The organism is Methylobacterium sp. J-030, assembly GCF_022829545.1.
Classification (GTDB): domain Bacteria; phylum Pseudomonadota; class Alphaproteobacteria; order Rhizobiales; family Beijerinckiaceae; genus Methylobacterium.
The window spans coordinates 24,661-42,806 of sequence record NZ_JAKSYM010000137.1 but is presented as its reverse complement, the minus strand read 5'-3'; the positions used below and the strand labels follow the sequence as shown (position 1 = coordinate 42,806).

Here is an 18,146-nt window from a genome sequence, read left to right as displayed (position 1 = left end):
CTGGGCCGGGCTCTCGGAATCCAGGGAGAAGCACGGTGCGCGGCATCGAACGGAGCGTGAGCGTCTGTCAGGCTCAGGCGGGGAGCGGGCGGTGAGCGACGGTCCCGAGCAGCTCCCTGAGCAGCCTGCCAGCGGGCGCCTGCCCGAAATCCTGCGCGGCCGGCTCGCCCTGCCGGTGATCTGCGCGCCGATGTTCATCGTCTCCGGGCCGGAGCTGGTGATCGCCCAGTGCCTGTCCGGCGTGGTCGGCTCCTTCCCGGCCCTGAACGCGCGGCCGGCCGAGCTGCTGGACGAGTGGCTCACGCGGATCACCCGCACCCTCGCCGAGGCCCGGGCGGCGGACCCCGCGAAGCGGATCGCGCCCTTCGCGGTCAACCAGATCGTCCACGCCTCGAACGACCGGCTGGCGCAGGATGTCGAGGCCTGCGTCCGGCACCGGGTGCCGATCATCATCACCTCGCTCCGGGCGCCGGACGCGGTGATCCGCCCGGTCCATGCCTATGGCGGCGTGGTGTTCCACGACGTCACCACCGTGCGCCACGCCGAGAAGGCGCTGGAGGCGGGGGTCGACGGGCTGATCCTGGTCTGCGCCGGGGCCGGGGGCCACGCGGGGACGCTCAGCCCCTTCGCCCTGGTGGGCGAGATCCGGCGGTTCTACGACGGGCCGCTGATCCTGTCGGGGGCGATCACCTCGGGCGCGGCGATCCTGGCGGCCCAGGCCATGGGTGCCGACCTCGCCTATATGGGCACCCGCTTCATCGCCACCCGGGAGGCGAACGCGGTCCCGGCCTACAAGGACATGATCGCCGGCAGCGCCGCGGCGGACATCCTCTACACCCCCTACTTCACGGGCGTGCCGGGCAATTACCTCACGCCGAGCATCCGCGCCTCCGGGCTGGATCCCGAGGCGCTGCCCGTGCGCGACAAGACCGCGATGAATTTCGGTAGCGGCAGCGTGAAGGCGTGGCGGGACGTCTGGGGGGCAGGCCAGGGCGTCGGCACCATCGCGGACGCGCCGGCCACGGCCGACCTGGTCGGGCGGCTGGTCCGGGACTACGCGGCGGCGCGAGCCCGGATGGCCGGGGTGTCGGCGGATTATGTGGGGGAGGCCGTCCCATGAGCGTCCGCCTCACAGATCCGGAGCCCGGGATCCGGCTGGTCACCATCGACCGGCCGGAGCGGCGCAACGCCCTCGATCGCGCCGCCTACGCGGGACTGACCGAAGCCTTCCGGGCGGTGGCCGGGGACGCGGGCGTCGCGGCCGTGGTGCTCACCGGCGCGGGCGGCTGCTTCACGGCCGGCAACGACCTCAAGGATTTTCAGGACGTCGAGACCGGGGGCGCCAGCCCCGGCCTGACCTTCCTCGGCGCCCTGCGCGCCTGCCCGAAGCCGGTCGTGGCGGCGGTGGAGGGGCACGCGGTCGGCATCGGCACGACGCTGCTGCTTCATTGCGATCTCGCCTATGCCGGGGCCGGCGCCCGGTTCCGCCTGCCGTTCACGGCGTTGGGCCTCAGCCCCGAGGGCGGATCGAGCTACCTGCTTCCCCTGATCGCGGGCTCGAAGCGCGCCGCCGAGCTGCTGCTGCTCGGTGAGCCGTTCACGGCCGCGGACGCGGCGGCGGCCGGGCTCGTCAACGCCGCCGTGCCGGAGGGGACGGCGCTGGAACAGGCCCTCGCCCGGGCACGGTCGCTCGCCGCCCTGCCCCGGGTCTCGATCGCCGCCACCAAGCGGGCCCTCCGCCGGGGCCAGGACGAGCCCGTCGCCCGCGCCCTCGCCGAGGAGGCCGAGGTGTTCCACGCGCTGCGGCGCGGTCCGGAGGCGCAGGCGGCCTTCGCGGCCTTCCTGCGCCGATGACGGCCGGAGAAGCCCTGCTGGCCGAGCCGGACGCCGCCGGGGCCGGCGCCAAGGAGGACCGTCACTTCGTCACGGCGCTGGCCCGGGGGCTTTCGGTGCTCGCCTGCTTCGGCCCGGGCCGGACGAGCCTCGCCAACCACGATATCGCCGAGGCCTGTGGCCTGCCGCGCTCCACCGTGTCGCGGCTCACCTACACGCTGACCAAGCTCGGCTACCTCCAGCACGAGATCGAGCTTGGCCGCTACCGGCTCGGCACCGCGACCATCGCGCTGAGTTCCGCGGCCCTCGGCGGGCTCGACGTGCGCGCCATCGCCCGGCCGGTGCTGCGGGCGGTGGCGGAGGCGGCCAACGCCTCAGTGGGGCTCGGCGTGCGCGACCGGCTCAGCATGCGCTACGTCGAGTGCCAGAGAGGGCCCGCGGCGATCTCGCTCAACCTCGATACCGGCTCGCGCATCTCGCTCGCCCGCAGCGCCATGGGCCGCGCCTACGTGGCGGTCTGTCCCGACCGGGAGCGTGCGAGCCTCTACGAGGATCTGGAGGCGCTTGACCCGGTGGCTTGGCCTGCCCTGCGGGCCAGCCTCGACCGGGCGGTGGACGAGCACCGGGAGATCGGCTGCTGCACGTCCTTCGGAGAGTGGCAGGAGACGGTCTGCGCCATCGCGGTCGGCTTCCATCCCGGCGGCGGGCTGCCGCCCATGTCGGTCAATTGCGGCGCCCCCACCGTCATCACCGACGCACGCTTCCTCATGGATGTGGCGCGCCCGAAGCTGATCGAGGCCGTGCGCAGCCTCGATGGCGTGATGGGCGCGTGAGCCGTGACGACGGGGATCCCAAAGGGCGAGCCCTTTGGCGGGGTGTCGGGGTGGAACCCCGACGTTGGGTTTCGCCCGACGATCGGGCCAGGCCCGACGATCGGGCCAGGCCCGACAGCAGGGTTCCACCCTGCACCCGCAAAAGGTCGCAGACCTTTTGAAACCAGAACTTTCTTGAGCCAAGACCCCCGTACCGAGGACTTCTCCGATGGATGCTGATCCGGCTCACGATCTGCCGCTCGCCGGGATCCGGGTGCTTGACCTGTCCCGGGTCCTGGCAGGGCCCTGGTGCGCGCAGGTGCTGGGCGACCTCGGCGCCGACGTGATCAAGGTCGAGCACCCGGAGCGCGGCGACGACACCCGCGACTGGGGCGTGCCGACAAGTCCGGGCAACACCTCGTATTTCGACAGCGTGAACCGCAACAAGCGCTCGATCGGCGTCGATCTCGCCACACCGGAGGGGCTGGCGATCGTGAAGGCGCTCGCCCGCGAGAGCGACGTGCTGGTCCAGAACTTCAAGACCGGCGGGGCCGAGAAGCTCGGCCTCGGCTACGCGGCGCTGTCGGCGGAGAATTCCGGGCTGATCTACTGTTCCATCGCCGGCTATGCTTCCGATGGCTCGGAGGCCGGCCGGCCCGGCTACGACCTCGTGGTGCAGGGCGAATCCGGCGTGATGGCGCTCAATGGCGAGGCCGGCGGGCCGCCCCTGAAGTTCGGCGTCGCGGCGGTGGACCTGTTCACCGGGCAGTTCGCCGCCCAGGCCGTGCTGGCAGCACTCTACCAGCGCGAGCGGACCGGGCGCGGCAAGGCGATCGACCTCGCCCTGTTCGATTGCGGCGTGGCGCTGACCTCCTATTACGGGCTGGAGGCGCTGGCCCGGGGCATCGATCCGCCCCGCTACGGCAACGCCCATCCCTCGATCGTGCCCTATGGGGTATTCGAGGCCGCGGACGGGCCCGTGGTGATCACGGTCGGCAACAACGGCCAGTACCGGCGCTTCTGCGAGCAGGTGCTGGAGCGGCCGGATCTCGTCGCGGACCCACGGTTCGCCACCAATCTCGACCGCTCGAAGAACCGCGCCGCCTTCATTCCGGTGCTGGAGGCCGCGCTGGCGCAATGGCCGCGCGGCCCGCTGATCGCCAAGCTGCGGGCGGCCGGCATTCCCTGCGGCGAGGTGATGGGCCTGGGCGAGGCGCTGACCTGCGACCGCGCCCGGGAGGCCGGGCTCGTGGTCGGCGGGTCCGACGACGCCCGGGGGAACACGCACGTGATCGCCCCGCCCTACCGGCTCGACGGGCGCAGGCTGCCGGTGCGCCGGATGCCGCCCGGGCTCGGGGATTCGAGCGCGGAGATCCTGGCGGAGGCGCTGGAGTATCCGGCGGAGGCGCAGGCGGCGCTGCGGGCGAAGGGGGTGGTGCGGTAACGGCGGCGCCGACCCCGCCTCACCCGCCGCCCGCGCCCGCGGCCGCCAGCCGCGCCCGCGCATCGTCCAGAACCCGGTTCAGGGCATCATCCCAGGCGACCCGCGGCCGCCAGCCGGTCATGGCGCGCAGCAACCCGGCATCGCCGGCCGCCATCGGGATCTCGGCGGGGCGCACCCGCCCGAGGGCGACCCGGATCTCGAACGGTACCCGCGCCCCGGCGCGCAGGCCCTCAAGCACGCTGGCGATCGTGCGCGGCGCGCCGGAACTGATGTTGAACACGCTGCCATCCGCCAGGGACTCGGACTGGCCGATCAGGTCGGCATAGGCCTGCGCCACGTCGGCCACGTCCAGGAAATCGCGGTGCGAAGAGAGGTTGCCGACCTCCAGGACAGGCGGCACCAGCCCGGCCTCGATCCGGGCGATCTGACCCGCGAAGGAGGCCACCACGAAGCGCTCGTCCTGGCCCGGGCCGATATGGTTGAACGGCCGCAGCACAACGAGCTTCACGCCGATCCGGGGCAGGAGGTCGCGCAGGAGCTGCTCGCCGACCCATTTCGACCGAGCATAGGTGTTGCGCGGCAGCGGCTCGGCCGCCTCGGTCAGCGCGTGGCCGGACAGGAAGGCGCCGCCGTACACCTCGCCGGTGCTGACGAAGAAGAACGTGCAGCCCGGCACGGCCTCCGCGGCGGCCACGAGGTTCATCAGGCCGTTGACGTTCACCCGCCAGGTCTGCCCGGGCCCGCTGGCGGAGTCGGCCACCGAGGCGAGGCCCGCCAGATGCAGGATCTCGGTCGGCCGGAAGCGGGCCACGAAGCCGCCGAGCGCGGCCTCGTCGAGGAGGTCGATGGTCTCGTAGACCACGCCCTCCGGCAGCCGGGACGCGCGCCCCCGGCCGATCCCCGCCACGCGGTCGCCCGCTGCCGTCAGGAGCGGCAGGACGTGCCCGCCGACGAAGCCGGCGGCGCCGGTGACGAGGATGCGCCTCACGCTCGGGCTCCGCTGATGGGATCCCAAAGGGCTTGAGCCCTTTGGTGGGGTGCCAGGGCGAAATCCTGGCGAATCGTGCAACGCTCGACGGCTGGGCGCCGCCCTGCACCCGCAAAAGCTCTTGGACCTTTTGAAACCCAGACGTCCAGTGGTGTGCCGTCACATCGGCACGGCATCCCGTCGAACGCCGTCGATCGCGCGTGCTAGCTCGGCTTCCGGGTGCCCCAGCGTACCCCCATGCCGCCCTGACGGCCGCCCGGGGAACTGCCGGCATCGGCGCCGATCGCCGGGCCGGAGGCGGTCTGAGGCCGGTGCTGGGAGGTGGCCGCCAGGGGCTGCGGCGCCAGCGTGTCGGGCACTTCGGACAGGTTCTCCTGGTCCCGCTCGGTGGCGAACTGACCGGCCTTCCGGTAGGTCCAGAGGTAGCCCGGCACCACCGCCTCGGCGGCGGTCGGGATGATCCCCATCCCCTCGAAGGTCCGGCCCTCGGCCTTGGCGGCCTCCGAGACGACGTTGTCGTTCTGGAGCAGGATCACCTGATCGCGGGTCAGCTTCAATGTGTCGGGGAGGAGGCCGAAGGTCAGGGTGTCGGCGATCTCGAGCAGCCGGGCCTGGAGTTTGGCCGCCGGCAGGGGCAGGTCGACCACGAGGCGGTTGCGCCGGATGGTCTTCAGCATGTAGCGCACGAAGTGCTCCAGCGTGCCCACCTCCGGGCCCCCGAGTTCGTAGACCTTGCCGCGCGTGAGCGTTCCGTCGACCGCGCGGGCGATCGCCTCCGCGACGTCGCCCACGAAGGCCGGCTGGAAGCGCGACTGGCCGCCGGCCAGCGGCAGGACCGGGAGCGCCCGGGCGAGCCCCGCGAACCGGTTGAAGAAGCCGTCGCCCGGCCCGAAGATCAGCGACGGCCGGAACACCACCGCGTCCGGGCAGGCGGCGAAGATCCGCGCCTCGCCCTCGGCCTTGGTGCGGGCGTAGAGCGACGGTGAGGCCGGATCCGCCCCGATCGCCGAGACGTGGATCACCCGGGCGCCCTGCCGGGCGGCCGCGCGGGCGATGGTCTCGGCCCCATCGACCTGCAGCCGGGCGAAGCTCTGCGAGCCGGTCTCCTGCAGGATGCCGACGAGGTTGATCAGCACGTCCGCACGCTCGGCGGCGCGGTTCACCGAGTCGGGGTAGCGGAGATTGGCCTGGACGGCCACGATCTGGTTGACCTGCCCCAGGGGTTGCAGGAACAGCGCGAGATCCGGCCGGCGCACCGCGACGCGGATCCGGTAGCCGCGCTTGGCCAATGCCCGCACCACGTGCCGGCCCAGGAAGCCGGAGCCGCCGTAGATCGTCACCAGCTGGTCCTGCGGCCGCAGGGGGCCCGGGGCGACGACGGGGGCTGGCCCGCTGTCCCGAGAGGTGTTCGCCGTGGTGTTCGCGGTCGTGGTGTCTGGGCCGGTCATCGCCGTGGTCTCGGGCTCCGCGCGCGCCCCGGGGCGCCGTAACGGGGCCTACTTAGAGCGGCGCTGGAGGGCGTGGCAATCAGGTGTATGCGCAGGTGCGGTGCGACCATCGCGGTTTGCAGCGCTTCCTGACGCCGGAAGGCCCGCTTTCGCCCGCACGCCTCCGATAGCGGCACGGAACGGCTGCCGATCCCGCGCATTTCCCGGTCTTCCGCACCGCATCGGACGGCGGGGGCGCGGTTCACCGGAGTGTGTGCGATGATTGTCGGGATGCTCGTCTCAGCGGCGATCGCCGTCTTCGGGCTGCTCGTCGCCCTCGGCCAGATCGGCCACCCGATCGATGATCAGCTCGTCAGCAACTACGGCTGGAGCATCCTGACCATCGGCATCGCCCTGTTCGTGCTGTTCGGGTTCGGCCGCTTCAACCGGGCCCGCAAGGCGCGTTCCTCGGCCCGCTCCCTGGGCCGTTCGGCCTGATCAGGCGACCCGGACCCGGCGGCGCACCTCGCGCGCCACGGTGGGACGGCCGCTCGACCGGCGGCTCACGGTCCGCGGTGCGCCGACCGTGATGCTCTGGGATTCGCGGGCGATGAAGGCGGTCGGCATCTCGGCCTGAAGATCGGCCTCCATGTCGCGCAAGGCCGTGTCGGAATGGGCCGGATGCAGGTGGATGATGGCCAGCGCCTTGACGCCCGCGACCTGCGCCAGCTCGACGCCCTTCTGCCACGTGGAATGGCCCCAGCCCCGGCAGGTCGGATACTCGCCGTCGGTGAACATGCCGTCGTAGACCATCAGGTCAACCCCGGCGACGAAGTCGGCCAGCGCCGGGTCCGGCCAGGGATCGCTGTGCTCGATGTCGCTGATCAGGCACAGCCGTCGGCCGCCATGCTCGAACCGGTAGCCCACCGAGCCCTGGGGATGGTTCAGCGCGATCGTGTCGACCCGCGTCCCGTCCGGGAAGGTCAGCGTCTGCCCCGCCTCGAAGCCGCGATGCTTGAAGGTGCAGCAGAGCTTGTCGAGCGTAACCGGGAAGAGCGGCGGCGCGAACAGCCGGTCGAGGGTGGGGCCGGCCGATTCGCCGCCGAGATTGCCGCAATAGGTGTTGATCACCCGGTCGCAGTCGAGCACCGCGGGCTTGAAGAAGGGGAGCCCCGCCGTGTGGTCGAGATGCAGGTGGCTGAACAGCAGGTCGACTTCCCGCGGCAGGTCGGTCCGGTGGCCCTGGCCGAGGTTGTAGATCCCTGAGCCCGCGTCCACGATGAACAGGCGCTGGCCGCAGCGGACCTCCAGGCAGGGCGTGTTACCGCCGAACTCGGCGTATTGCGGGCCGCTGACCGGGGTCGAGCCGCGGACGCCCCAGAAGCGGAGTACGAGGTCCTGATTGGCCGCCGGGAGGGTCGGCCTACTGGTGTTGGACATGGCGATCACGAATCTGCGGACGTCGATCCCGATCCGTTACGATCGAAACCCCGTCGCCGTTCCGGGAAGAGTGCAAGGATTACGGCAGGCCGACGGTGGGAGAGTACCGCACGTCCCCTGCCGTACCATGAATTGGTGTGCCGCACGCCGCCGTGATGTGCGTCTGCGCACACGAATGGGACCGGGCCCCGGGCGCCCTCAGACCTCACGGGGTCTCGGCCGAGGCCAGTAGGCCAGACATCGAACCGGACGGATGCGCGTGGCCGAGGGTGAGTCCACCGAGGCCCACGGTCAGCCAGGAGGGCAGTCCGTCGCCGTAGCGGGCCGGGATCGGGCCGGCGAGCGCCCCGAACGGATCCGCGGCGCGCGCGTAGACCGGCACGAAGCCGGCCATCCGCCGGAGCGACAGGGTGGAATCCGCGCTCGCCCAGGCGCTCCAGACCGATTCCGGTACCGGGCGCGCGGCGCGGTGGCCCGGCACGACCACCACCTCCTGCCCCGCGAAGGCCAGGGCTTCGGGACGGCTGATGTCGCCGACCACCCCGCCCCGGGCCGTGTAGGCCGCCCAGAAGGCGTTCTGCCCGCCGTCGGAGTAGGTGGTCCGCACGGCCGGCTCCCCCGCCTCGGCGAGTGCGGCGATCCGGGCCTCCTCGACGGCCTGGCGGGTCGCCACCGCCGCCTCGACGGTGGGGCTCCTGGATGGCGCGAAGGCGTAGCGGCCGGCGACCACCGAGACCTGAAGCTCCTCGCGGCTCGCCTCGAACCGGTCGGAGCCGGCCTTGAGCTCGCGCCAGAAGGCGATGTTCGGGTCGGTCCGGTGGCGCGCCATGGCCTCGGCGGTCATCCGGAACGGGTAGGATTGAAATTGGAACGCCGCCTGCCCGCCCTTCAGGGCCTCCCGGGCGATGGCGTAGATCTCGCCGACCGTGCCGTTGGTCATGGCGAAGCAGCCCATCGACGAGCAGATGCCGTGGACCATCACGGCCGAGCCGGTGCCGCCATGCGCCCGGTCGTAGGCATTGGGATAGCCGACATCGAACGACAGGTAGTAGTGCGAGTTCGGGTTCATCTGGCGCCGGGGCACCGTGTAGAACCCCTCCGGGGTCTGCCGGTCGCCGTTCCTGCGCTTGGGGCCGAGCTGGCCGGACCAGCGGCAGATCGGGAAGGCTTTTATGAACACGTAGCCGGTCGGGCCCTTCTTCCAGACCTCGATCTCCGATTCCTTCTTGTAGGCCCGGAACAGCACCGGGGCGGCGGCCGTGACGCCCTTCTGGGCCATCAGCGCGAGGGTCGCGGCCGGGATTGGCGCCTCGGCCTTGCCGGCCTGCGCGGCGGCGGGGCCGGACATTGCCAGCAGGGCGGCGCCCGACACGACCAGGAGGGCGAGGCCGGCGGCGAGGGGGATCGAGGGCGTTCGAGGCATGAACCGTCCGCACTGGATCGGCCGGGATGGCGCCGGACGGGCACGGCGATCCGACGTGACGGGTTATTGCGGCGGTGATGAGGCTGTGTGTCGGGGCCGGCCGAATGGTGCCCCGTCGATGTACGCTGGCCGAGCCGGGCCCGAAATGCTCGACCGTGGATTCCGATCGATGCCCGGGGAATGGGTCGCATCCGCCGCGCCGAAGCCCGCCCTAGCTCACCGGCATGGATCGCGCCTTTCCCATGACCCGCGACGCCGGGCTCGACCGGCTGTCCGCTTTCCTCGGACGGGCGGGCCTCGCGTATGCCGGCTCCCGCAACACCGACCGGGGACCGGACGCGGAGCCGACGACATCGGCGCTGTCGCCCTACCTACGCCGAAGGCTGATCACCGAGGCCGAGGTGGCGACCGCGGCCGACAGGGCGTTCGGCGACGGGGGCAGCGAAACGTTCGTCTCCGAGGTGTTCTGGCGGACCTACTTCAAGGGTCACCTCGAGACCCACCCGGACGCCTGGACCCAGTTCCTGGCGCTGGCCGCGACGGACCGTGCGCGGCTGGATGCCGAGCCGGGGCTGCGCCGCACATACGAGGCCGCCGTCGAGGGCCGTGCCGGCATCGACGGGTTCGACGATTGGGCCCGCGAGCTCGTCGAGACGGGGTGGCTGCACAACCACGCCCGGATGTGGTTCGCCTCGATCTGGATCTTCACCCTGCGCCTGCCCTGGGCGCTCGGGGCCGAATTCTTCATGCGTCACCTGATCGACGGCGATCCAGCGAGCAACACCCTGTCGTGGCGCTGGGTGGCCGGCCTGCACACGCGCGGCAAACATCATGTCGCCCGGGCCGAGAACATCCGGCGATACACCGACGGTCGCTTCGATCCGGTCGGCCTCGATGCGTTTCCGGACCCGCTGGACGAGGCCATGCCGCCGCGGGAGGTCCCGGTGCCGCGGGCCGACGCGGCACCGGGAGGCGACATCGCGCTGCTCCTGCATCTCGATGACCTGAACCCGGAGAGCCTTCCGCTCGGCGAAGCCAGAATCGTCCGGGTCGGCGGCCTCGTCGTCCATGCGCCGGGGGCCTCCGACCGGGTACGGGAGGCCGATCGGGCTGCGATGGCCGATGCGCTGACGCGGGCCGCGGCGCATTTCGACTGTCAGGCGGCGCTGGTCCCGGCGGGCTGGGACGCGGGTTGCCCGATGGTGACGGCCTGGGCGCCTGTCGGGCCCTCCGCCGATGCGTTGCCGGCCGGCTGCCTGCGGGTTCGCCGGGACTGGGATGAGGCTGCCTGGCCGTTGGCCACACGCGGCTACGGACGCCTGCGGAAGGCCATCCCGCGGCTCATGCCGTGCTGACCCTCGAACGGCCAGCCGCGTATGGGCCCGCATTCGCCCTGGCCCGGCGCCGTGACGGCGGAGCGCATCGTCGCGGCCGCCCTTCGATCGCGTCGGATCCCTATCCGCACGCCTGGGTGATCGTCCCGTAGAGATCCTTCAGGCCGGACAGATCGAGATCTTCGGTGATGGCTTCGTGCCACCTGTCGAGGATGCGGATCTGGAAGCGGTGGCCGTTCAGGATGTCCTTCAGCGCGTCGCCGTCGAGGGCGATGATGCCTTCGTCCTGCATGTCGCGCGACGGGATCGCCGGCGTCGACGCGGATTTGTCGTCGATCCTGTATTGAAAATTGAAGATCGAGTTTTTCGGCAGTCCCGTGACCACGAGCCTGTCCTTGAACACCTGGATGCGTGATGGGGTCTTCGGCGCCAGGAGGCAGGGCCCCTCCTGCGTCGAGCCGCTCGCCGATCTTCGGAGCTCCCAATTTCCCGCGTTGGACAGGATCGCGCCGCCCGTCTGAGCAACGGCGGCCGACGTGGTCAACGCGGCCAGGACGGTGAGCAACAACACGCGCATTCGGATCCCCTCACCCGCTCGACCGCAGGTGCGGAGGGCGGACAGACCTAACGCACAGCCGCCCCATGCGCGCCATCGAGCCTTCGCAGGGAAGTATCGTCGCTCAGAAAGCCTCCGGATGGCCTTCGTCATAGGATCAAGTTCTGCATGCTGGGTCTCGGCCTGGGGGCGGACGATCGCTCGACCTGCCCGGCTCGGGCGGTGATCCTTCACGCCACCGGGGCCAGCTCCGCCTCCGCGCGCACCGGCTCGGGTGCCACCACCGCGCTGTTCTCCACCGCGATCACCGCATCGAACGGTGCGGCCCCGTCCAGCGCGCCGGCGCCGGGCAGACAGACGATCAACCCGCGCCCGGCCCGCATCTGCCGTAAGCCGGCGAGGCGGTCGCGCAGGCCCGTCTTGCGCTCGTCGGCGGCGATCGCGACGACCAGGATATCCGGATCCCGGGCGAGGCAGCGCACCAGCTCGATCGCCATCCGCTCCCGGGCGTTGATCGCGCCGTCCGCCAGCGCGCCCGTGCTCGGCTGGATCTCAACCTTGCTGTCGAGGCCGAGTTCGTAGACCGCGGCCTCCAGGCCCTCGTCGGCGAGCACGCGCCGCACCAGCGCCCGCACCCGCGGCTCGGCATTGGCCTCGCCCAGGCTGATCCGGCCGAACAGCAGGTTCTCCTCCAGGCTGGCGGCCGGGTTCACGCGGCCGGGATCGTGGAACTCGACGGCGCCGCCGAGATGGGGCGGCAGCATCCGCGCGAAGGAGCGCCGAGCCTGGACCAGCCGGTCCTCGAAGGCGGCGTCGATCAGGCCGAAGCGGTGGCGCGATTCGCTGTAGCGGAGGGCCAATCCGATCAGCCGCATCCGGTCGCGCTGGCCCGCCGGCCCCCGGCGCAGCCCCCCGGCATCGGGCAGCCGCACCACGAGGTCCTCGAAATAGCCCCGCTCCGCCGCCTGGAACAGCGAGTAGGCGTCGAACAGGGGGTGGTCGTTGGGCAGGTCGGCGAAGATCTCCACGGTGCTGCGGGCGACCGACAGGCCGATCTCGGTCAGCGGCCGCACCAGCCCCTCGGCCTCCAGCACCGCCCGCAGGTAGGGATGGCGGGCGAAGCGCAGCGGCGCGAAGGCGCCCCCCACCGGCTCGCCGAACAGGATGTTTTCGCCGATGCTGGCCTGATGGTTGTAGCGGTCGGGGTCGAACGGCTCGACGAGGCGCTCGGCCCCCTCGGCGGCGAGCGCCTGCCGCATGGTCCGGCGGGCCGCGACGATCGCTGCCGCGAGCCGCGGCCGGGCCGCGGGATCGAGCCGCCCGGTTAGGCCGCGGGCGTACACGAAGCCGTCGAGACCGGTCAGCCGGCAGAACCCGACGAGGGCGATGTCGTCGGGGCTGCTGCCCGGGTCGGTGCCGTAGAGCAGGTTCTGGCGGAGCGAGCCCGCCATCAGGATCGCCTCGCCGGCCGCGAAGGCGATGCGGCGGGCGCGCTCGGCGGGGTCGAAGCCGCGCAGGTCCGTGCCCGCGTAGGTGACGGTGCCGGCGGTCGGCTCGACCTGCCCGGCGAGCACCGCCGCCAGCGCCCGGGCGCCGCTGCCGCGGCTGCCGGTGATCGCCACGTGGCCCGGCATGGACACCGCGACGTCTACGCCGGTCAGCCGCTCGCCGGTGACCGGGTCGAAGGCGCCGACGCCCCGGGTCGCCAGCCGGCCCGAGCGGGGCAGTGGCACCGGGGCGCCGGTCCGCGCCCGGCGGCCTTCGAGGGACGCGACGATGCGGGCGAGGTCGCGCAGGCGCGGGCGCACGGTCCGGCGGACCGTCCAGAGCCGCGCGCAGATGGCGGCGAGCCAGCCCGCGAGGCCGAAGGCCCCCACCGCCGCCACCAGGGCCGCGGGATCCACCGGCGGCGCCGGAGGCGTCCCCGGACGCGTCGTGCGCCACAGGGCCGTGCCGATCGCGATCGCCGGCAGGATCACCGCCAGGGCCAGCGCCGGCGCCCGGGCATAGGCCAGCCGCGCCTCGGCGCGCGCCACGGTTCCGCGCATCGCGACCACCCGGGCCGCGATACGCCGCCGCTCCAGGGCGGCCGCCCCGTGGTTGCGCACGGCCGGCAGGCGGCGCACGAGGTCGTTCAGATTCTCCTCGGCCCGCGCGCTCGAGCGCAGGCGCAGATCCTGCCGGTCGCGGGCGCGCTCCAGCACCAGCCCGTAGGCGAGGCCGACCGCCCCGAGGCCCACCACCGCGGCCGGGATCAGCCGGGGCGCCGCCAGGGCGGCGAAACCCAAGGCCAGGATCAGCGCGGCCAGCGTCATCGCCGGCAGCACGATGCCGGCGGCGAGCAGCCGGTCGGCCCGCGCCAGCACCTCGCCGACGAGGCGGGCGAGGCCGCGCGCCTCGTCGCGGGCGCCCGCCGGGGCGTCGAGGATCGCCCGCAGGACGCCCTCCCGGACCGTATCGGCGGCGCGGGCCTGGGCCTTGAAGCACAGGCGCGCCACGAACCAGCCGAGCCCGGCCAGGATCAGCGCGCAGGCGGCGATGCACAGGAACGCCGCGAGTTCGAGCCCGGCGGCCCGCATCGGCAGGCCGGGTGCCAGGACGAGTTCGCGGCCCTGCAAGGGCACGGCGAGGCGCAGGAAGGTGAGCACCGGCGCCTCGTCGCGGGGCAGGACCGCGACGAGGTCGCGCAGGCACAGGATGGCGAGCGCACAGAGCGGGGCGCCGATCCCGACCGCGAGGATAACGGCGGCGACGTGCAGGCGCCGCGCGGCACGCCAGGTCAGCAGGAGGGGATCGGAGTCCATGCGTTTCCGTACTGGGTTCGGGCGGTTCCGATGCGGCCCGGGGGCATAGGCCAGCACGTTCAGGGTGTCGAGCCGCGTCCGCCAGAGGGGTTCGTTCCTGTGCAGCCGCTTTCCCGGGCGCATGGAGCGTCAGCGGAATGCGACCCGGGGATCCAGCGCGAGACTACGCGAAGCGTCGACCGGACTCAGATTGTGCCGCTGGCGCGGCGCTTCTCGTGCGGATTCCGGATCACCGTCCACGGCGGTCCAGGCGTCCGGGACAGGGTGCTTCATGAGCCCGTGCGACATGTCGGCCCGCCTGATCCAAGTTCTAGCCCCGATCTGGAAGCGCTCTAGGTTATAGGATGTGGTGCAGTGCGGCGCGCGACCCGATTGCGACCGGAAGACGAGGGTGGGGCGAGGCGTGCGGCGACGGCTTGAGCAGTGCGAGCGCGAGATCCAGGCCGCCCTCCGGCGCGAGCGCGCCTGATGGCGCAGCTCTTCACGCCCGGCGCGGACGCGCTCTACCGCCTTGCCCTGATGACCGGCGTCGCCTGCCTCGTCGGGCTGCCGGTGCTGGCCGCCGGGATCGTGCGCTCGAACTACGTCACGGGCGTCGGCGTGGCCCCGGCCCAGCCCCTGCCGTTCAGCCACAAGCACCATGCCGGCGAACTCGGCGTCGATTGCCGCTACTGCCACACCACGGTCGAGAAGGAGGCCACCGCCGGCATCCCGCCGACCCACACCTGCATGACCTGCCATTCGCAGATCTGGACCGGCTCGGACATGCTCAAGCCGGTGCGCGACAGCTACGCGCAGGACAAGCCGCTCGAATGGAAGCGGCTGAACAAGCTGCCGCAATACGTCTACTACAACCACTCCGTCCACGTGACGAAGGGGATCGGCTGCTCGACCTGCCACGGCGACGTGACGTCGATGCAGATGACCTACCGGGCGAACGCGTTCGAGATGCAGTTCTGCCTCGATTGCCACCGGGCGCCTGAGAAGTACGTGCGCACCCCCGATCAGGTCTGGAACATGACCTGGAAACCGCCGGCCGATCAGGCGAGCCTGGGGCCGAAGCTCGTCGAGCAGTATCATATCCGCGGCGGCGCGCGGCTCACCGAGTGCGGGATCTGCCACCGATGACCGGCATCCCCGATATCGCGGCCCTCCGCGCAAAGCTCAGCCAGGGCGACGGCCCGCGCTTCTGGCGCAGCCTCGACGCCGTGGCCGACAGCCCGGAATTCCGCGATTTTCTCGCGGCCGAGTTCCCTTCCGCCGCCCGCCTCGCCGCGGCCCCGGAGCGGCGCGGCTTCCTGAAGCTGATGGCGGCCTCCTTCGCGCTCGGCGGGCTCACCGCCTGTGGTGCGGGCGGGGGCCGCGATCACGAGGTGCCCTACGTCAACCAGCCCGAGCGGATCGTGCCGGGGACGGATCTGTCCTACGCCTCCTCGGCCCTGTTCGACGGGTTCGGCAACGGCGTGCTGGTCACCACCCGCAACGGCCGGCCGCTGAAGATCGAGGGCAATCCCGATCATCCCTGGAGCCGCGGCGGCACCGACGTGCTGGCCCAGGCCTCCGTGCTCGGGCTCTACGATCCGTTCCGCTCCCAGGCGGTGCAGCAGCTCGGCCGGCCGAGTTCCTGGGCGGCGTTCCGGTCGGCCCTGCAGGCGCAGATGCCGGCCTGGCGCGCGGGCGGCGGCGAGGGCCTCGCTCTGCTGACCGGCCCGGTGACCTCGCCCACGCTTGCCGCGCAGATCGCCCGGTTGCGCGCCGCCTATCCGGCTCTCCGCTGGCATGTCGGCGCGGGCGCGACGCGCGACGGTCTCTATGAGGGCGCCCGCCGGGCCTATGGAAGGCCGCTGGAGACGATCCCCGCGTTCGACCGGGCGCGCACCATCGTGTCGCTCGACGGCGATTTCTTGGATCTCGGCCCCGGTCAGGTCGGCCTGTCGCGGCGCTGGATCGACGCGCGGCGGGCCGCCTACGCGGAAGGCCGCCTCCTCACGCTCCACGCCGCCGCGCCGACCCCGACGCTCACCAGCGCCAAGGCCGATTACGGCGTCGTGGTCCCGGCCGGCCGCCTGGAGGACCTCGCCCGCGATCTCCTCGGCATGGCCGGCGGCGGTGCGGCGCCGGCTGGCGACGATCCGGTCGCCCGCTGGGCGCGGGATGCCGGCACGGCGCTCGCCGCGGCGCGGGGGGCCGGGATCGTCACGGCGGGCCTGACCGCGAGCCCGGACCTGCACGCGCTGGTCCATCGCCTCAACGGCGCGTTCGGAAATACCGGCGCGACCCTCAAGCACGTGGAGCCCGCCGCCGAGCAGGGGGCCAGCACGCTGGCCGCCCTCGCGGAGGCGATGGAGCGCGGCACGGTCAAGGCGCTGATCGTGCTCGGCGCCAACCCGGTCTACGAGGCGCCCGGCGCCCTCGACTTCGCCGCCCGGATGCAGCGGGTGCCGCTCAAGATCCACGCCGGGCTCTACGACGACGAGACCGGCGCCCACGCCGACTGGCACCTGCCGATCGCGCATCCGCTGGAATCCTGGGGCGACGTCCGCTCCCTCGACGGCACCGTCGGGCTGATCCAGCCGACCATCGCGCCGCTCTACAACGGCCGGACGCTGCCGCAGATGCTGGCCTTCCTGGCGGGTGGCGGCGATGCCGAGGACGCGGGGGCCCTCGTCAAGGCGCGCTGGCAAGGCGACGGAGACGACGAGGCGGCCTTCGAGGCCCGGTTCTCGGAGGCCCTGCGCCGGGGCTTCTGGGCGGATAGCGCGCGGCCGTTCGAGACCGTGGCGTTGACGCAGGACGCCGCCCCCTCCCCCGTCATTACTGCGCCTGCCGGCGGGATCGAGGTGCTGTTCCGCCCCGACCCCACGGTCTGGGACGGCACCCATGCCGACCTCGCGTGGCTCCAGGAGCTGCCGAAGCCGCTGACCAAGGTGGTCTGGGAGAACGTGGTCGCGGTGAGCCCCCGGCTCGCCGAGCGCGAGGGGATCGCCACGGGCGACGTTTTACGGATCGAGGCGGAAGGCCGCGCGGTCGAGGGGCCCGCCTGGATCCTGCCGGGGCAGGCCGACGACGCGGTGACCCTGACGCTGGGCTACGGCCGGGACGTGCCGGATCACCTGTCCCGCGGCCTCGGCTACGATGCCGGCCCCCTGCGGCCGGCCGGCCCGTCGTGGCAGCTCTCCGGGGCGCGACTGATGAAGACCGGGCGGCGCAGCGTGCCGGTCACCACCCAGCACCTCGGCACGATGGAGGGTCAGGATCTCATCCGCGTGCAGGCGCTCGCCGCCGCGCCGGTGGGCGACCCGAAGGGCGGCCCAAGCCCGGCCTCGTTCTATCCGCCCCCGGGGAGCCAGGACCGGTGGGTCGCCGCGCAGTGGGGCATGGCGATCGACCTCGATGCCTGCACGGGCTGCAACGCCTGCGTCACCGCCTGCCAGGCGGAGAACAACATCCCGGTCGTGGGCCGCGAGGAGGTCCGCCTCGGCCGCTGGATGGGCTGGCTGCGGGTCGACCGCTACTACGCGGGCGGGCTCGATGCACCGAGCACCCATTTCCAGCCGGTGCCCTGCATGCATTGCGAGCAGGCGCCCTGCGAGCTCGGCTGCCCGGTGGAGGCGACGCTGCACGACAGCGAGGGGCTGAACCTGCAGGTCTACAACCGCTGCGTCGGCACCCGGACCTGCCAGAGCTACTGCCCCTACAAGGTCCGGCGGTTCAACTACCTCGACTATACCGGCGGCATGACCCCGGTGGAGCAGCAGCAGCGCAACCCCGAGGTCACGGTCCGCGCCCGCGGCGTGATGGAGAAGTGCACCTACTGCATCCAGCGGATCACCGCGGCGCGGATCACCTCCGCCAAGGACGCCCACGCGCCGATCCCGGACGGCGCCGTCGAGACCGCCTGCCAGGGCGCCTGCCCGACCCGGGCGATCACCTTCGGCAACGTCGCCGATCCGGAAAGCCGGGTCTCGGCCGCCCGCCGGGACCCCCGGGAATACGCGCTGCTCGGCCACCTGAACACGCGTCCGCGCACCACCTACCTCGCCGGGCTCGCGCCGCCCGCGGAACCCGGCGGACGGGAGGGCTGA

Annotated in this window: 14 protein-coding genes; 8 read left to right on the top strand and 6 right to left on the bottom strand. The window is 72.5% G+C overall.

Going from position 1 to position 18,146, the window contains the following annotated elements; genetic code table 11:
* Nucleotides 1-91 precede the first annotated feature (91 nt).
* The 4 genes from MKK75_RS07920 to MKK75_RS07905 all read left to right on the top strand — a co-directional run bounded on the left by MKK75_RS07920 (nucleotide 92) and on the right by MKK75_RS07905 (nucleotide 4,089).
* Complete coding sequence (locus MKK75_RS07920) at nucleotides 92-1,120, top strand: NAD(P)H-dependent flavin oxidoreductase (protein WP_244042050.1); 1,029 nt, start codon at nucleotides 92-94, stop codon at nucleotides 1,118-1,120.
* Nucleotides 1,117-1,854 carry an enoyl-CoA hydratase-related protein gene (locus MKK75_RS07915; protein ID WP_244042049.1) on the top strand — a complete coding sequence of 246 codons (738 nt, stop codon included), beginning with the start codon at nucleotides 1,117-1,119 and terminating at the stop codon, nucleotides 1,852-1,854. The genes MKK75_RS07920 and MKK75_RS07915 overlap by 4 nt, the downstream gene beginning before the upstream one ends.
* On the top strand, nucleotides 1,851-2,666 hold the full coding sequence (locus tag MKK75_RS07910) for an IclR family transcriptional regulator (protein ID WP_244042048.1): 816 nt from the start codon (nucleotides 1,851-1,853) through the stop codon (nucleotides 2,664-2,666). The genes MKK75_RS07915 and MKK75_RS07910 overlap by 4 nt, the downstream gene beginning before the upstream one ends.
* 208 nt (nucleotides 2,667-2,874) lie before the next feature.
* The gene (locus tag MKK75_RS07905; protein ID WP_244042047.1) at nucleotides 2,875-4,089 is read left to right on the top strand and encodes a CaiB/BaiF CoA transferase family protein; all 1,215 of its coding nucleotides are present in this window, start codon (nucleotides 2,875-2,877) and stop codon (nucleotides 4,087-4,089) included.
* Nucleotides 4,090-4,108: 19 nt separating this feature from the next.
* Here the strand turns inward: MKK75_RS07905 and MKK75_RS07900 are convergent, their stop codons facing one another.
* Nucleotides 4,109-5,077, bottom strand: a complete 969-nt coding sequence (locus MKK75_RS07900; RefSeq protein WP_244042046.1) for an NAD-dependent epimerase/dehydratase family protein — start codon at nucleotides 5,075-5,077, stop codon at nucleotides 4,109-4,111.
* Between the two features lie 203 nt (nucleotides 5,078-5,280).
* On the bottom strand, nucleotides 5,281-6,525 hold the full coding sequence (locus MKK75_RS07895) for a complex I NDUFA9 subunit family protein (protein WP_244042045.1): 1,245 nt from the start codon (nucleotides 6,523-6,525) through the stop codon (nucleotides 5,281-5,283).
* A 258-nt stretch (nucleotides 6,526-6,783) separates the two neighbouring features.
* Between MKK75_RS07895 and MKK75_RS07890 the strand changes: the two genes are divergently transcribed.
* The gene (locus MKK75_RS07890) at nucleotides 6,784-7,002 is read left to right on the top strand and encodes a hypothetical protein (protein WP_244042044.1); all 219 of its coding nucleotides are present in this window, start codon (nucleotides 6,784-6,786) and stop codon (nucleotides 7,000-7,002) included.
* On the opposite strand, the gene MKK75_RS07885 is transcribed toward MKK75_RS07890, so the two are convergent.
* Together MKK75_RS07885 and MKK75_RS07880 are read right to left on the bottom strand one after the other, a co-directional pair.
* Nucleotides 7,003-7,944: an MBL fold metallo-hydrolase gene (locus MKK75_RS07885; RefSeq protein WP_244042043.1), complete on the bottom strand. Its 942-nt coding sequence runs from the start codon at nucleotides 7,942-7,944 to the stop codon at nucleotides 7,003-7,005.
* 205 nt (nucleotides 7,945-8,149) lie between these two features.
* Nucleotides 8,150-9,367 carry a murein L,D-transpeptidase family protein gene (locus tag MKK75_RS07880; RefSeq protein WP_244042042.1) on the bottom strand — a complete coding sequence of 406 codons (1,218 nt, stop codon included), beginning with the start codon at nucleotides 9,365-9,367 and terminating at the stop codon, nucleotides 8,150-8,152.
* Nucleotides 9,368-9,609: 242 nt separating this feature from the next.
* Between MKK75_RS07880 and MKK75_RS07875 the strand changes: the two genes are divergently transcribed.
* A complete protein-coding gene (locus tag MKK75_RS07875; protein WP_244042041.1) occupies nucleotides 9,610-10,722 on the top strand; it encodes an FAD-binding domain-containing protein in 1,113 nt (370 codons plus the stop codon).
* Nucleotides 10,723-10,822: 100 nt separating this feature from the next.
* Here the strand turns inward: MKK75_RS07875 and MKK75_RS07870 are convergent, their stop codons facing one another.
* Together MKK75_RS07870 and MKK75_RS07865 are read right to left on the bottom strand one after the other, a co-directional pair.
* The gene (locus MKK75_RS07870; RefSeq protein WP_244042040.1) at nucleotides 10,823-11,410 is read right to left on the bottom strand and encodes a hypothetical protein; all 588 of its coding nucleotides are present in this window, start codon (nucleotides 11,408-11,410) and stop codon (nucleotides 10,823-10,825) included.
* Nucleotides 11,411-11,487: 77 nt separating this feature from the next.
* Entirely contained in the window at nucleotides 11,488-14,061 is a 2,574-nt protein-coding gene (locus MKK75_RS07865) for an ABC transporter ATP-binding protein (RefSeq protein WP_244042039.1), read from the bottom strand.
* A 468-nt stretch (nucleotides 14,062-14,529) separates the two neighbouring features.
* Between MKK75_RS07865 and MKK75_RS07860 the strand changes: the two genes are divergently transcribed.
* Nucleotides 14,530-15,189, top strand: coding sequence for a cytochrome c3 family protein (locus MKK75_RS07860; protein WP_244042038.1), 660 nt, complete (start codon nucleotides 14,530-14,532; stop codon nucleotides 15,187-15,189).
* On the top strand, nucleotides 15,186-18,146 hold the full coding sequence (locus MKK75_RS07855; protein WP_244042037.1) for a TAT-variant-translocated molybdopterin oxidoreductase: 2,961 nt from the start codon (nucleotides 15,186-15,188) through the stop codon (nucleotides 18,144-18,146). The genes MKK75_RS07860 and MKK75_RS07855 overlap by 4 nt, the downstream gene beginning before the upstream one ends.

Coding starts and splice junctions, on each gene's coding strand:
- MKK75_RS07855 (WP_244042037.1), top strand. CDS start 15,186: ATGACCGGCATCCCCGATATCGCGGCCCTCCGCGCAAAGCTCAGCCAG.
- MKK75_RS07875 (WP_244042041.1), top strand. CDS start 9,610: ATGACCCGCGACGCCGGGCTCGACCGGCTGTCCGCTTTCCTCGGACGG.
- MKK75_RS07910 (WP_244042048.1), top strand. CDS start 1,851: ATGACGGCCGGAGAAGCCCTGCTGGCCGAGCCGGACGCCGCCGGGGCC.
- MKK75_RS07890 (WP_244042044.1), top strand. CDS start 6,784: ATGATTGTCGGGATGCTCGTCTCAGCGGCGATCGCCGTCTTCGGGCTG.
- MKK75_RS07860 (WP_244042038.1), top strand. CDS start 14,530: ATGGCGCAGCTCTTCACGCCCGGCGCGGACGCGCTCTACCGCCTTGCC.
- MKK75_RS07865 (WP_244042039.1), bottom strand. CDS start 14,061: ATGGACTCCGATCCCCTCCTGCTGACCTGGCGTGCCGCGCGGCGCCTG.
- MKK75_RS07895 (WP_244042045.1), bottom strand. CDS start 6,525: ATGACCGGCCCAGACACCACGACCGCGAACACCACGGCGAACACCTCT.
- MKK75_RS07915 (WP_244042049.1), top strand. CDS start 1,117: ATGAGCGTCCGCCTCACAGATCCGGAGCCCGGGATCCGGCTGGTCACC.
- MKK75_RS07880 (WP_244042042.1), bottom strand. CDS start 9,367: ATGCCTCGAACGCCCTCGATCCCCCTCGCCGCCGGCCTCGCCCTCCTG.
- MKK75_RS07885 (WP_244042043.1), bottom strand. CDS start 7,944: ATGTCCAACACCAGTAGGCCGACCCTCCCGGCGGCCAATCAGGACCTC.
- MKK75_RS07905 (WP_244042047.1), top strand. CDS start 2,875: ATGGATGCTGATCCGGCTCACGATCTGCCGCTCGCCGGGATCCGGGTG.
- MKK75_RS07870 (WP_244042040.1), bottom strand. CDS start 11,410: ATGACGAAGGCCATCCGGAGGCTTTCTGAGCGACGATACTTCCCTGCG.